General features: G+C 59.8%; 12 protein-coding genes. 7 read left to right on the top strand and 5 right to left on the bottom strand.

All coding sequences use genetic code 11. The annotated features are described in order from the left end of the window. Positions 1–7: 7 nt before the first annotated feature. From lipA to RDK48_RS00605, 3 genes are all read right to left on the bottom strand, one after another. On the bottom strand, positions 8–889 hold the full coding sequence (lipA, locus tag RDK48_RS00615; RefSeq protein ID WP_298996067.1) for a lipoyl synthase: 882 nt from the start codon (positions 887–889) through the stop codon (positions 8–10). A gap of 91 nt (positions 890–980) precedes the next feature. Beyond that, positions 981–1,664, bottom strand: coding sequence for a lipoyl(octanoyl) transferase LipB (lipB, locus tag RDK48_RS00610; RefSeq protein ID WP_298996065.1), 684 nt, complete (start codon positions 1,662–1,664; stop codon positions 981–983). Between the two features lie 125 nt (positions 1,665–1,789). Further along, positions 1,790–3,244 (bottom strand): BPL-N domain-containing protein, encoded by a 1,455-nt coding sequence (locus RDK48_RS00605; RefSeq protein ID WP_298996063.1) that lies wholly within the window; start codon positions 3,242–3,244, stop codon positions 1,790–1,792. Positions 3,245–3,272: 28 nt separating this feature from the next. Here RDK48_RS00605 and RDK48_RS00600 point away from each other — a divergent pair, with 28 nt between their 5' ends. The 7 genes from RDK48_RS00600 (at position 3,273) to RDK48_RS00570 (ending at position 12,261) form a co-directional block, all read left to right on the top strand. Next, positions 3,273–5,936, top strand: a complete 2,664-nt coding sequence (locus RDK48_RS00600; RefSeq protein WP_298996060.1) for a valine--tRNA ligase — start codon at positions 3,273–3,275, stop codon at positions 5,934–5,936. Positions 5,937–6,074: 138 nt separating this feature from the next. Next, on the top strand, positions 6,075–6,404 hold the full coding sequence (locus tag RDK48_RS00595) for an SMR family transporter (RefSeq protein WP_366005759.1): 330 nt from the start codon (positions 6,075–6,077) through the stop codon (positions 6,402–6,404). A 184-nt stretch (positions 6,405–6,588) separates the two neighbouring features. After that, entirely contained in the window at positions 6,589–6,960 is a 372-nt protein-coding gene (gene rpsL / locus RDK48_RS00590; RefSeq protein ID WP_008683436.1) for a 30S ribosomal protein S12, read from the top strand. A gap of 110 nt (positions 6,961–7,070) precedes the next feature. Beyond that, the gene (rpsG, locus tag RDK48_RS00585; protein ID WP_022659738.1) at positions 7,071–7,541 is read left to right on the top strand and encodes a 30S ribosomal protein S7; all 471 of its coding nucleotides are present in this window, start codon (positions 7,071–7,073) and stop codon (positions 7,539–7,541) included. Between the two features lie 102 nt (positions 7,542–7,643). After that, positions 7,644–9,722 (top strand): elongation factor G, encoded by a 2,079-nt coding sequence (gene fusA, locus RDK48_RS00580; protein ID WP_298996054.1) that lies wholly within the window; start codon positions 7,644–7,646, stop codon positions 9,720–9,722. A gap of 222 nt (positions 9,723–9,944) precedes the next feature. Continuing rightward, on the top strand, positions 9,945–11,132 hold the full coding sequence (gene argJ, locus RDK48_RS00575; protein WP_298996052.1) for a bifunctional glutamate N-acetyltransferase/amino-acid acetyltransferase ArgJ: 1,188 nt from the start codon (positions 9,945–9,947) through the stop codon (positions 11,130–11,132). 265 nt (positions 11,133–11,397) lie between these two features. Next, the gene (locus RDK48_RS00570; RefSeq protein ID WP_298996049.1) at positions 11,398–12,261 is read left to right on the top strand and encodes a bifunctional 2-polyprenyl-6-hydroxyphenol methylase/3-demethylubiquinol 3-O-methyltransferase UbiG; all 864 of its coding nucleotides are present in this window, start codon (positions 11,398–11,400) and stop codon (positions 12,259–12,261) included. An 80-nt stretch (positions 12,262–12,341) separates the two neighbouring features. Here the strand turns inward: RDK48_RS00570 and RDK48_RS00565 are convergent, their stop codons facing one another. Then, positions 12,342–12,737, bottom strand: a complete 396-nt coding sequence (locus RDK48_RS00565) for a DVU_2496 family lipoprotein (RefSeq protein ID WP_298996047.1) — start codon at positions 12,735–12,737, stop codon at positions 12,342–12,344. A 21-nt stretch (positions 12,738–12,758) separates the two neighbouring features. Beyond that, complete coding sequence (locus RDK48_RS00560; protein WP_298996045.1) at positions 12,759–13,619, bottom strand: zinc metalloprotease HtpX; 861 nt, start codon at positions 13,617–13,619, stop codon at positions 12,759–12,761. Positions 13,620–13,674 lie beyond the last annotated feature (55 nt).

The following is a 13,674-nucleotide window of genomic DNA, read 5'->3' as shown; positions in this document are numbered from 1 at the left end:
CCCGCAATCAGGCAAAGTTGGCTGCGTGGTAGCTGCTGCGCACCAGCGGGCCGGAAAACACATGGCGCAAACCCAGTGATTTACCGTAGGCGGCGTACTCGTCAAACTGTTCCGGCGTCACATAGCGGTCAAGCTTGTGGTGCTGGCTTGTGGGCGGCAGATACTGGCCGATGGTCACAATGGAGCAGCCCACAGTGTGCAGGTCCTTGAGCACCTCAAGCACCTGCGCGTCTGTCTCCCCCAGCCCCACCATGAGGCCGCTCTTGGCCATCATGCCGCAATCGTTCACGCGGCGCAGCAGTTCCAGGCTTTGTTCGTAATCGGCCTGTGGCCGCACCTGCGCATAGAGCGCGGGGTGCGTTTCCACATTGTGGTTGATGATATGGGGTTTGGCGTCCATGACCGTGCGCAGGGCATCGGCATTGCCCTGAAAATCGGGGATAAGCACCTCGACGCTGCTGTCGGGGAGAGCCTGCCGCAGCGCCGTAATTACTGCGGCAAATTGGGCAGAGCCACCATCCGCAAGGTCGTCACGCGTCACAGAAGTGACAACGACATGCCTGAGCCCCAGCGTCACGGCGGCCTGAGCCACGCGCTGCGGTTCCGTGGGGTCGGGGGCGCTGGTCTGGCCGGGGTGGATATTGCAGAAGCGGCAGTTGCGCGTACAGGTTTCACCCAAAATCAGAAATGTGGCCGTGCCGGAAGAAAAGCATTCCTGCCGGTTGGGGCAGTTGGCCTCCTTGCAGACGGTGGAAAGCCCCTGCTCGTTCAGCAGGGCGGAGGTGGTGAAAAAGCGTTTGTCGGAGGCCAGCGGGCGGCGCAGCCATGCGGGCTTGCGCAGAGGGGCGTTGGCAGAACCGGAATTGCCGGAAGAATCGGGTTGGGTCATCTATTTCGTCCTTGCTGGGGCACCTGCGGCGGCATGCCGCAAATTGCCTGAACTGGTGTTGGGCTTGTGATTTGATTCGTCCTGCATCCCGTTACGGTTGGCCCGCGAGCAGGGCTTCGCAGGCTTGCGTCGATTGCAGGGGCGGCAGCGGCTGGCTGAAAACCTCGCAAAAGGCCTCAAGAAAGCATGCTTTCACAGCATCCATAGTCGCCAGGTCGCCGACTTGTTCCCGCTGCACCGAGGTGGCGGTCACGCCGTCAAGGCCGCAGGGGGTGATGATGTTGAAGAGGGAAAGATCCCTGTCCACATTCATGGCCAGACCGTGCAGGGTCACGTGGCGCTGCACGGCAATGCCCAGAGAGGCAATCTTGCTGCCGCCCACCCATACGCCGGGAAAGCCCGGCTTGCGGGCCGCTTCAATACCAAAGCGCCGCACCGTGCGGATGGCGGCTTCTTCCACATCATTTACATAGGCCCGGACGCCCCCGGTGCGCTTTTTCAGATTGATGATGGGGTAGGCCACCAGCTGACCGGGAAAATGGCAGGTAATATTGCCGCCGCGCGTGCTGTGCACAACATCCACAGCCGAACCCCACAGACTGGCGAGGTTGGGAGGCAGATTCTCCTGGCCGGAGTTTTTGCCCAGGGTGACGGTGGGCGGATGCTCCAGAAGCAGCAGAATGTCGTCGCCGCCCTGAAGCACGTAAGCCTGCGCCTGTTTTTGTATTTCAAAGGCGCGCTGGTAGGCGGCGCAGCCGAGATCAAATGCGTACATGTGAGCCTTGGCATTGGAGGTTGATGCAAAAAGCCCTCATAGCGGCTTGCGGCCTCGGCGTCCAGCGCTTGCGGCGCGCAGAGGCGGGCGGGGCATGACGCCGTGACGGATCAGGCGCAGCGGAATCAGGCCAGATCGCAGGGCATGGAGGTCTGGGAAAGGTAAACAAGCTCTTCAACCATTTCCAGAAGCTCGGCCAGAATGCCCCCGCCGTTCATGGGGTGCCCGAACAGCGCTTCGCGCTGGTGGTCAAGGCCGCGTTTGTCAATGGCGTCCGGCATGGTGGGGGAGAGGGTCTCCGCGAGGCGGCAGGCCAGAAAATAATCTTCCGCTCCGGCGGCAAACAGGCCTTCAAGCTTGGCAAAGCGCGGGGCCATCTGCTGCCAATAGGCCAAGGCCGCCGCTGATGGCTCGAGGCTTGCCGCCGTGCACAATGCCGCATGCAGGTTGTTGCAGGCCGCGCCGGGCAGACCCGTGCGCCAGCCCCACAGCCAGTGGGTGCGACCAAAGAAAAGGTGGTGGGCCACAGCCAGATCAAGCAGTTCGCGCATGTGGCGCAGCGCGTCCAGCAGAGGGCCGCCTGAACCTTCTGGCCATGCGGCGCAGGGGTGGCGCAGTTGCCACAGGGGCACATCTTCGCGTGTTGGCTCAAGGCCTGTCATGCTGCGCAGCAACTGGGCCAGCCACGCGTTGGCATCGGGGCTGTGTGGCGTTTCAAGGTGCGAGTAGCTCAGCACATAGCGTCCCTGCCCGTAAGCTCCGGTCACGGCCATGGGTTGGCCTTCAAGAAAATCTGCCGAGAGGTTCAGACCATAAAGGTCGCGCCAGTGAGAAAAAACCTTGGAGGGCAAGCTTTGCAGGGGCAGGTCCGCCAGCCAGAAATCCGCATCTGGCGAACCGTAGGAGGCCAGCACGGTGACGTTGTCGTTCTTTTCAGGCGCAAAGCGCCCCGGCCACCAGACAGGCAGGGAAGGAGAAAATATTTCAGATGGTGTTCCGCACTGGGCCTGCCGCGCGGCAGCGCGGCGAACACCGGGGCACAGGGGGGCAGTTGAGCCAGTATCATTGTGCCCGTTCACGGGCTGGTTGGCTGGCGCGGCGGGCCTGCGGGGCGAAAATTCATGCCCGCTGGCAACGTGGGTCCGCACATGCCCGGAAATAAGATGGTACAGACGCTCAGGATAAGCGGCCCGCGCCCAGGGGCAGATATTCAGGCCGTGGTCGGGATTGGGGTGGGTCAGGGCAAGGCCAGAACCGCCGCAGAAACCCAGATAGTTGCCGCCGCGTTCCACCCACTGGCGCACGGCTTCGCGCCCGTTTTTGCCGAGGCCCGAGGCCTTAAGCCGTGCGTTGCCGCCGGGAACCAGCAGCAGGCTTACGCCTGCGCCGCCCTGTTGCGGGCCGCCATTGGGGCTGACGCCCCCCGGCTTGCCTAAATACGCGCCTTCGGCTATTTCTTGTCCCTTAACCAGGCGGCAGGGCAGTCCCAGCGCGCGAACAGCGCGCCAGGCCATGAGGCCCCAGATGTGGGACGCGTCCCATAAAATGCAGATTGGCTGTGCGGCAAACATATACCGCATTATCGCCGCCTTTCATGGAGAAAGCAAGATGGCGGATACGCTACCCAAGGGCTATGAGCCCCATGACGTTGAAGCCCGGTGGCGCAAGCACTGGGAAGATGACAAAACCTTTACGCCCGATCCGGACGCTCCCGGCGAGCCGTATTCCATTGTCATTCCGCCGCCCAATGTCACGGGCGCGTTGCACATAGGGCATGCGCTCAACCATACACTTATTGACGTGCTCTGCCGTCACGCCCGCCAGAAGGGCAAGAACGTGCTCTGGGTGCCCGGCACCGACCACGCGGGCATTGCTACGCAGAACGTGGTGGAACGCGCCCTGGCCAAGGAAGGCAAGAGCCGCAAGGATCTTGGCCGCGAAGCCTTTATCGACCGGGTGTGGGAATGGCGCGATGAATACGGCCACCGCATTCTTGATCAGGCGCGCGCCCTTGGCGATTCCGTGGACTGGACGCGTCTGCGCTTCACCATGGATGAAGGCCTTTCCGCCGCCGTGCGCAAGGTTTTTGTGCAGCTCTATAATGAAGGGCTGATCTACAAGGGCGATTACATCATCAACTGGTGCTCGCGCTGCCACACGGCTCTTGCCGATGACGAAGTGGAACACGAGCAGAGCCGGGGCAAGTTGTGGAAGGTGCGCTATCAGCTGGCCGACGGCAGCGGGCATATCACCATTGCCACCACCCGGCCCGAGACCATCCCTGGCGACACCGCCATTTGCGTGCACCCCGAAGATGAGCGCTACACCGCCCTCATAGGCAAAAAGGCCGTGGTCCCCGTGCTTGGGCGCGAGATCCCCATTATCGCCGATGCCTATGTTGACCGCGAATTTGGCACAGGCGCGCTCAAAGTGACGCCCTGCCACGACCATAACGACTGGATGCTGGGCAAGAAGCACGACCTCGTCTTCCTCAAGGCCATTGACGAAAACGGCATCATGACCGCCGAGGCCGGGGCCTATGCGGGCCTTGCCAAGGAAGAATGCCGCACCCGCATCGTGGCCGATATTGAAGCCGCCGGGCAGCTTGAGGGCATAGAAGAAATCGATCACGCCGTGGGCCATTGCTACCGCTGTCATACGGTGGTCGAACCGCACGTTTCCACGCAGTGGTTTGTGGCCGCCACCAAGATGGCCCCTGCCGCGCGCGATGCCGTGCCCGGCATGACCAAGATTTTTCCCGAAACGTGGCTCAAGACCTACTATCACTGGCTTGATAACATCCGCGATTGGTGCATCAGCCGTCAGATTTGGTGGGGGCACCGCATCCCGGCCTGGAACTGCGAATCCTGCGGTGAACTGGTGGTGGCCGAAGAAGCCCCCGCAGTCTGCCCCAAGTGCGGCGGCGCGCTGAAGCAGGAAGAAGACGTGCTGGACACGTGGTTCTCCTCCGCGCTGTGGCCTTTCTCCACCATGGGCTGGCCTGAGGACACCAAGGATCTGCGCCGCTGGTACCCCACCTCGGTGCTGGTTACGGGCTTTGACATCCTGTTCTTCTGGGTGGCCCGCATGATGATGATGGGCATCCACTTCATGGGCGAAGTGCCGTTCAAGGATGTGTATCTGCATGCCCTTGTGCGTGATTCCTCTGGCCGCAAGATGTCCAAATCCACGGGCAACGTCATCGACCCGCTGGAAATGATCGACAAATACGGCTGCGATGCCCTGCGTTTTACCCTGACGGCCTTTGCCGCCATGGGGCGCGACATCCGCCTTTCCGAGGAGCGCATCGAGGGCTACCGCCACTTTGTGAACAAGCTCTGGAACGCGGCCCGCTTCGCCCTCATGAACCTGCCGGAAGAAGCCCCGGCCCCGGTGGCTCCCGAGACGGTTCCCGGTCTGCACCATCAGTGGCTGCTGCACCGGCTTGAAGTGGTCAAGCAGGATATGGACAAGGCCCTGGCCGACTACCGCTTCAACGATGCGGCGCAGTTGGGTTACAAGTTCCTGTGGAATGAATTCTGCGACTGGTATCTTGAGCTTATCAAGCCCGACATGCAGTCTGAAGATCCCAAACGCAAGGCCGAGGCCCAGTATGTGCTGTGGCTGGCCCTGCGCGAGCTGCTGGTGCTGCTGCACCCCATCGTGCCATTCGTGACTGCCGAAATATGGGCCGCCTTGCCCGTGGCGGCTGGCGAAAAGGCCACAGACATCGCCCGCGAGCTGTACCCCGCCGCGCGCCCGGCCTGCCTGCGCCCGCTGGAAGCCGGTCGCATGGAGCTGATTCAGGGCATCATTGTGGCCGTGCGCACCATCAAGGCGGAACTTGGCATCAGCCCCAGCCACAAGGTCAGCCTCATGCTGCACCCTGTGGACGCGGCCCAGGCCGAACTGCTCGAGGCCAGCAGTCAGTGCATGGCCACCCTGGCGCGGCTTGAAACCCTCACCATCGGCGCGGATGTACACGCGCCCAAGGCTTCGGCCTCTGCGGTGGTGGAAGGCTGCCAGGTTATTGTGCCCCTCAAGGGCGCTGTGGATCTGAACGGCGAGCTGGCACGTCTGGACAAGGAAATCGCCAAGCTTGAAAAAGACGTGGTGGGTGTGAACATGAAGCTGAGCAACGAGAGTTTTGTGAGCCGCGCCCCTGCGGATGTGGTGGCCCGCGAGCGTGAACGCGCCGAAAAGCTGCTGGATGCCAAGGAAAAAATGCAGGCCCTGCGTGCCCGTTTTGCCGAGGCCCTGAACGAAGAATAACCGGCTGTCGCCCCAAGGGGTTTCCGGTCTGAATATGCGGCGCGGACGGCGGGCGGTTGCCTGTTGTCCGCGCCGCAGTTCCTGCGGGTGGCTTTGCCGCCCCTGTATACAAAAGAGGTTGATATGACTCCTGCCGCGATGGCGTATGTTCAGCTTGGAGCGGCCATTCTGGTCGAGGTGGGGGCCACGGCCTGTCTCAAGCATTCGGAGGGCATGAGCCGTCTTTTGCCCACCCTTGCTTCGCTGCTCGGCTATGGTATTTCATTCTACCTGCTTTCCAAGGTGCTCAATGTCGTGCCCATGGGCATATCATACGGCATCTGGAGTGGCATTGGCATTGTGCTGGTTTCGCTTCTGGGCTTGCTGGTTTTTGGGCAGAAGCTTGATCTTGCCGCCTGCCTCGGCCTCGGGCTGATTGTGCTTGGGGTACTTGTCATACATTTTTTTTCAGGCTCCATGCCCCACTAAAACGGACTTACTGATGCCGCCCGTTGGCTAACAGCTTGTTTTTTTGTCAGCCTTTGGTATAAAAATAAATTTTTTGTGCACGTGTCCGCCAGGGCCTGCCTATTGACAGGCCCTGGCGGACACGCTATGTCCTGTCGTTCAAAAAGCTCTTTTTTGAGCGCAATATCCCATATGGAGGGAAATAATGCCCACGATTAACCAGCTTATCCGCATTGAGCGGAAGGCCGTGGTGAAGCGCAAGAAGACCCCCGCCCTGCAGGCTTGCCCGCAGCGCCGTGGCGTTTGCACCCGCGTTTACACCACCACCCCGAAAAAGCCTAACTCGGCTCTGCGTAAGGTCGCCCGTGTGCGCCTGACCAACGGTATCGAAGTTACGGCCTACATCCCCGGCGAAGGCCACAACCTTCAGGAACACTCCGTGGTCATCATCCGCGGCGGTCGTGTAAAAGACTTGCCCGGTGTCCGTTACCACATCGTGCGCGGTACCCTTGATACGTCCGGCGTGGCCGATCGTCGCAAGAGCCGTTCCAAGTACGGCGCCAAGCGTCCCAAGTAGTTTTATTCTTTCGGCGCGTGCCATGCGGCCCGCCTGGCTGCTTCCCCTGGGGAGCGCCGGTCGCCGCGGGGTTTGGTGCCGCCGCAAATCAAGCATGAAGGAGAAACCCCATGCCCCGTAAAGGTCCTGTCCCGAAGAGGGAAGTGCTGCCCGATCCGTTGTACTCCAGCCGCCTTGTCACCAAGTTTGTGAACAGGCTTATGTTCGACGGCAAGAAGGGTGCAGCCGAAAAGATTTTCTACAGCTCCCTTGAGACCCTGGCTGAAAAGTCGGGCGAAGAACCCATGCGCGCCTTTGAAAAGGCCCTGGACAATGTGAAGCCCCACATGGAAGTCAAGGCCCGCCGCGTTGGCGGCGCCACCTACCAGGTGCCTATGGAAGTGCGCCCGGAACGCCAGGTTTCCCTGTCGATCCGCTGGCTTATCAACTATGCCCGTTCGCGCGGTGAAAAAGGCATGACTGCCAAGCTTTCCGCCGAACTGCTGGATGCTTTCAACGGACGCGGCGGCGCGGTGAAAAAGCGTGAAGACACGCACCGCATGGCCGACGCGAACAAGGCTTTCGCTCACTACCGCTGGTAAGAGGGCCTTCCGTTTTTTATCTGAATTCAGCCCGACGCCGCGTCCGCAAGGAAGCGGCGTCGGCTTTGCACCACACCGCATCCGCAGTATGGAGGAAACACCGTGTCCCGCACCGTTGCTGTAAACAAACAGCGCAATATCGGCATTATGGCCCATATTGACGCAGGCAAGACTACCACCACCGAACGCATTCTTTTCTACACCGGCGTTAATCACAAGATCGGCGAAACGCACGACGGCGCCTCCACCATGGACTGGATGGAGCAGGAACAGGAACGCGGCATTACCATTACTTCCGCCGCCACCACCTGCTTCTGGAAAGACTGCCGCGTTAACATCATCGACACCCCCGGCCACGTGGACTTCACCATTGAAGTGGAACGTTCGCTGCGCGTGCTCGACGGTGCCGTGTGCGTGTTCGACGCCGTTGCCGGCGTGGAACCCCAGTCTGAAACCGTGTGGCGTCAGGCTGACCGCTACAATGTCCCCCGCATCTGCTTTGTGAACAAGATGGACCGTATCGGCGCCAACTTCTTCCGTTGCGTGGAGATGATTCACGACCGTCTTGGCGCCAAGGCCGTGCCGTTGCAGTTGCCCATCGGCAGCGAAGACAAGTTTGAAGGCGTGGTGGATCTGGTGCGCGGGCATGCCATCCGTTTTGACAAAAGCTCCAAGGGCGCGGAATTCAGCGTTGAAGACGTGCCTGCCGAAATGAAGGATCTTTACGACGAAAAGCATCACGAGATGCTGGAAGCCGTGGCAGAGGAAGACGAAGCCCTGCTCGAAAAGTACCTTGCCGGCGAGACTCTTTCCGAAGAAGAAATCATCTCCTGCATCCGCAAGGCCACCATTGCCCGCAACATCGTGCCGGTGCTGCTGGGTTCCGCCTTCCGCAACATGGGTGTGCAGCCCCTGCTGGACGCGGTGGTGGACTACTTGCCTTCTCCGGTGGACATCCCGGCCATGCCCGGCCACGTTGCTGGCAAGCCCGAAGACATTGTGGAATGCCATTGCGACGACAAGGAACCCCTTGCCGGTCTGGTGTTCAAGCTTTTCTCCGACCCCTTCATCGGTCACTTGTCCTTCTTCCGTATTTACTCCGGCTTCCTTGAATCCGGCATGACCGTGTACAACGCCAACACCGGCAAGCGCGAACGCATTGGCCGCATCCTGAAGATGCACGCCAACAAGCGTGAAGACGTGAAATGGGCTGGCGCTGGCGACATCGTGGCTCTGGTGGGTCTGAAAAACGCCTCCACCGGCGACACCCTGTGCGACGAAAAGCGCGAAGTCATTCTGGAATCGCTGAACATTCCTGATCCGGTTATCGAAGTTGCCATTGAGCCCAAGACCAAGGCCGACCGCGACGCTCTTTCCGCCGCCCTGAACAAGCTGGCCAAGGAAGATCCCTCGTTCCGCGTGAAGGGCGACGATGAAACCAACCAGACCCTGATCGCCGGTATGGGCGAACTGCACCTGGAAATCATTGTTGACCGCCTCACCCGCGAATTCGGCGTGAACGCCAACGTGGGCAAGCCCCAGGTTGCCTACCGCGAAACCATTTCCAAGCCTGCCAAGTCGGACCTCAAGTACGCCAAGCAGTCTGGTGGTCGTGGTCAGTACGGTCACGTTGTCATTGAAGTGGAACCCAATCCCGGCAACGGTTATGAGTTCGTCAATGCCATCTCCGGCGGCGTTATTCCCAAGGAATACATCCCCGCAGTGGACAAGGGTATCAACGATGCCCTGAAGTCCGGCGTGCTGGCTGGCTTCCCCGTCGTGGACGTGAAGGTTAAGCTCATTTTTGGTTCGTACCACGAAGTTGACTCTTCGGAACAGGCCTTCTACGTGGCCGGCTCCATGGCCATCAAGGACGGCATGCGCAAGGCCACCCCTGTGCTGCTCGAACCCATCATGGACGTGGAAGTGGTTACGCCTGAAGAATACCTCGGCGACGTCATGGGCGACCTCAATGGCCGCCGTGGCCGCGTGCAGAGCATGGAAGCCCGCGCTGGCGGCGCGCAGAGCGTGCGCGCTCAGGTGCCGCTTTCCGCCATGTTCGGCTATGCCACTGACCTGCGTTCGCGCACTCAGGGCCGCGCCACCTTCACCATGCAGTTCGATCACTACGAACGCGTGCCCCAGGCCATTGCCGAAGAAATCCAGAAGAGCCGTACATAATCTGAGCCTGGCGGCCTAGCCGCTCAGGGCTTTATACGGCGGGGGAGGAAGCGGCAAGCTTTCTCCCCCGTCTGGTTTGTGGCAGGCACTGAAATTAGCTGTTGTTGGCAGGGCCAGAAAAGGGCATTCTGCGCTAACGGAAATATGGATTTGCTATATTGCGTGAAGCTTCGCTCTTTGCCGGGGCATCACGGCACAGTCAACGATGTGATGGAGTAGGTGATGCAGGACGATCTGCCAAAGGGTTTCAGGGCTGGGGCTGCGGCTGCCAATTTCAAAAAGGCTGGCCGGGACGACCTTGGCATTATAGTTTCAGACACAACCGCTGTGCTGGCGGGAATGTTCACCCAGAACCTGTTCAAGGCCGCACCTGTGCTTGTGTGCCAGGAAATACTTGCAAGTCGCGGCACCGCGCGCGCTGTTCTTGCCAATTCCGGCCAGGCCAACGCCTGCACCGGTGATGAGGGGCTTGCCAACTGCCACGCCACGCAGGCTATGGTGGCTGGCCTTAGCGGGCTTGAGGCCGATGAAATTTTGCCCCTTTCCACTGGCGTTGTGGGCGCGCATCTCAAAATGGATCTGTGGCTTGATGCCGTCCCCAAGTTGGTCAGCAATATCGGCACTCGCGATGCGGAGGGCTTTACCCGCGCCTTTATGACCACGGATGCCTTTCCCAAATTTTCCATGCGCGAGGTTACGCTTGCAGGCGGCACTGTGCGCCTTACCGTGATGGCCAAGGGCGCGGGCATGATCTGCCCCAATATGGCAACCATGCTCTGCGTGGCGCTTACAGACGCCAAGGTGGCGCGCGATCCCTGGCAGGCCATGTTTGGCCGTGCCGTGGAAAAGACCTTCAACCGGGTGAGCGTTGACGGCGACACCTCGACCAACGACACCATTCTGGGCCTTGCCAACGGCGCGTCTGGCGTTGTCGCTGAAAGTGCGGCTGATCTGGCACTGCTGGAAGAAGCGCTTACCGACATTCTGGGCACTGTGTCGCATATGCTGGTTATGGATGGTGAAGGAGCCAGCAAGGTTATCCACATCACCGTGACCGGTGCCGCCAGTGATGACGATGCCCGCACCGTGGCGCGCAGCGTGGGGCATTCACAGCTGGTAAAGACCGCCATCTACGGCGGCGATGCCAACTGGGGCCGCATCGTTACGGCTGTTGGTTACAGCGGCGCGAAGTTTGACCCCGCCAAGGTCAGCATGAAGCTGTGCGGCATTGAGCGCTTCCGCCTGGGCTGTCCTGTCAATGAAGACAAGGAAGACGCCTTGGCCGAACTGCTCAAGGCCAAGGACGTGCAGGTGGAGATTGATCTGGGCGGCGGTTCCGGTTTCTACAATTTCCAGGCTTCCGACCTTGGTCATGAATACGTGACCCTGAACTCTGACTACCGTTCGTAAGGCTTCTCCACCACTTCACACTGTTATTGACCGTATCAAGCCCCGCACCGCATCAGACCTTGTCTGTGCGTTGCGGGGCTTTTGCTGTATCTTCCTATATTTTCACAAATACTTGCCTGGCATGGAAGGATGCGTTCATGCGTTTACGCCTTCCATGCTGGATGAAGATACGATTTTTCTGCACGTCATAATTTCTGCCTCCAGTTCATGCAGACATACTGGACAGGCAGGCCAGAGGAGCTTTAGTGTTTTTGAGGAGGGAATTATGGAAGAAGAGTTTTTTGAACGGCGCTATCTGGAAAATGTTGACGCCTGTCCTGTCTGTGGCAGCAGACAGAGTCAGGTAGTCTATGAGGTCGGCGGGGGAGTAATGGCGCAAAAGTGCGCTTGCGGCGGGTACTATTGCGACCATCGCCTTAACCCCGAAGGTTTGTCTGCTTACTGGCAGGATTATCAGAACCGTGAACACTGCGCGGTAGAAGCAGAATGTGCCCAGCGGCAGCGCATGTACGCGGTGGACTATGCGTATATCGCCCAGTTTCTGAAACCCGGGGCCAGGGTGCTGGATGTAGGTTGTGCGGATGGCCTGTTTCTGGACTGGTTCGCGGCTGCCGGGCACGAGTGCCATGGTGTGGAATTTGGGCACGAGGCGGCACTAAAGGCCGCGCAGCGGTACCCGGTACAAGAGGGATATTTCCCTGATCTGGACATAGCCCCCGGTTACGACCTGATTATTTTTCGCGGCGTATTGCAGTATGTGCACACGCCGCGACGCTTTTTCAGCAAGGCGGCTTCCCTGCTCGCGCCGGGCGGCCATGTGTACGTGACCGCGCAGCCCAACATGGAGGCTTATTGCCATCAGGTGTTCCGCAAGAGGTTTCGTTTCAGCCTTACTCCGTGTGACTGTGTGGGCTACACGCCGCAATCGCTGGCAGGCGAGTTTGCGGCGCTGGGGTGCAGCACAGTGGGGCAAACGTTCTTTTATGAGGAAACCCCGTATGCAAACCCCGCTTGCGACATTCAGGCTGTCAGCAGGGCTGTGGAGGCCATAAACAGGGGGCAGGAACCACTAGAACCGTCGCCGCCATTCTGGGGCAACATGATGACCATGGTTTTTCGTAAAAACTGAGCCCCACGTGCCAGTGCAGACAAAAAAGCTCCGGACATTTTTCATGCCCGGAGCTTTTGCAATTCATTCATATGCGGCGTTTAGAAACCTTCAGCCACCCAGTCCACAATCTGGGTCATGCGGGTAAGGGTATGCTGGTTGTTGCGCTGCCTTTGGCCAATCTCTTCCATGGAGCCCTCAAGTCGGTAGATGCGCCAGTCTCCCTCGGTCAGAACACCGAGCCGCACGGCTTCATTCACAGCCGCCCGTGCTTCGCCAGGCGAGCAGAACAGATCGAACTCCTGTACGCCAGGGTCAAGTATCACCTGTGACCCGCTGGCAATATCTACAATGTAGTTGCCGGGGGCGTAGACGTACACAAAGGGGCATGGTTCGACCGGAGGAAGGGGCGTAGTGTCCTGCGTTGGCTGGGCCTTGTTACAGGCTATCAGCGCAAGGCTCAGCAGGGCGGCGCAAACAAGGCGTGCGTGCATCATCTACCTCATGGGCTGTGGTTTTCAGCGCCCGGAAGCTGCCATTTCGCGCAGACGGCGAATGCGCTCTTCCAGGGGCGGATGGGTGCTGAAGAGGCTTGCCATGCCGCCATGAGCGTACATGGGGGTCACAATGAACATCTGTTCCGTGCTGGGGTTGCCTTCCTGCATGGGGATCTGGCCGCTGGCGATGCCCAGCTTGTTCAGCGCCCCGGCAAGGGCCAAGGGCTGACCGCAAAGCGCGGCGCCAGTGTCGTCCGCCAGATACTCGCGCGAGCGTGAAATCGCCATCTGGATAAGACCGGCAGCCATGGGTGCCAGCAGGGCCATGGCAATGGCGGCAATGGGGTTGGTTCCGCCGCCTTCTTCGTCCCGGTTGCCGCCAAAAATGGCCGTAAACTGAAAGATATTGGCAAGGGTCACAATGGCGGAACCCATAACGCCCGCAATGGTCTGAATAAGGATGTCGCGGTTGACGATGTGCCCGACTTCATGCGCCAGCACACCGCGCAGTTCTTCGGGCGAGAGCAGGCGCATGATGCCTTCCGTGACGGCAACAACGGCATTTTCCGGGTTGCGGCCCGTGGCAAAAGCATTGGGAGCTTCTTCAGGCACCACGCAGATGCGCGGCTTGGGAATGCCCGCATTGTGGGCAAGTTCTTCCACAATTTTGTGCAGATATGGTGCTTCCTCCGGTGCGAGCTCGCGCGCGCGGTACATGGAAAGCACTATCTTGTCAGAATACCAGTAGCTGCCCACGTTCATGATCAGGGCTAGGCCAAAGGCAAAGATAACGCCTGTGCGCCCTCCCATCAGGCCGCCAAGCATAATTATAATGGCGGAAAGCAGGGCGAGCAGAAGAACAGTCTTGATCTGGCTGGTCATGCATTTTCCTCTCAAGCAGATTTAAGCTGCGGGTTTTCCGCATGCTTCTTTCAGT

It is taken from the genome of uncultured Desulfovibrio sp., from assembly GCF_902477725.1.
Classification (GTDB): Bacteria; Desulfobacterota; Desulfovibrionia; order Desulfovibrionales; family Desulfovibrionaceae; genus Desulfovibrio.
This window is presented reverse-complemented; position numbering and strand designations above follow the sequence as displayed.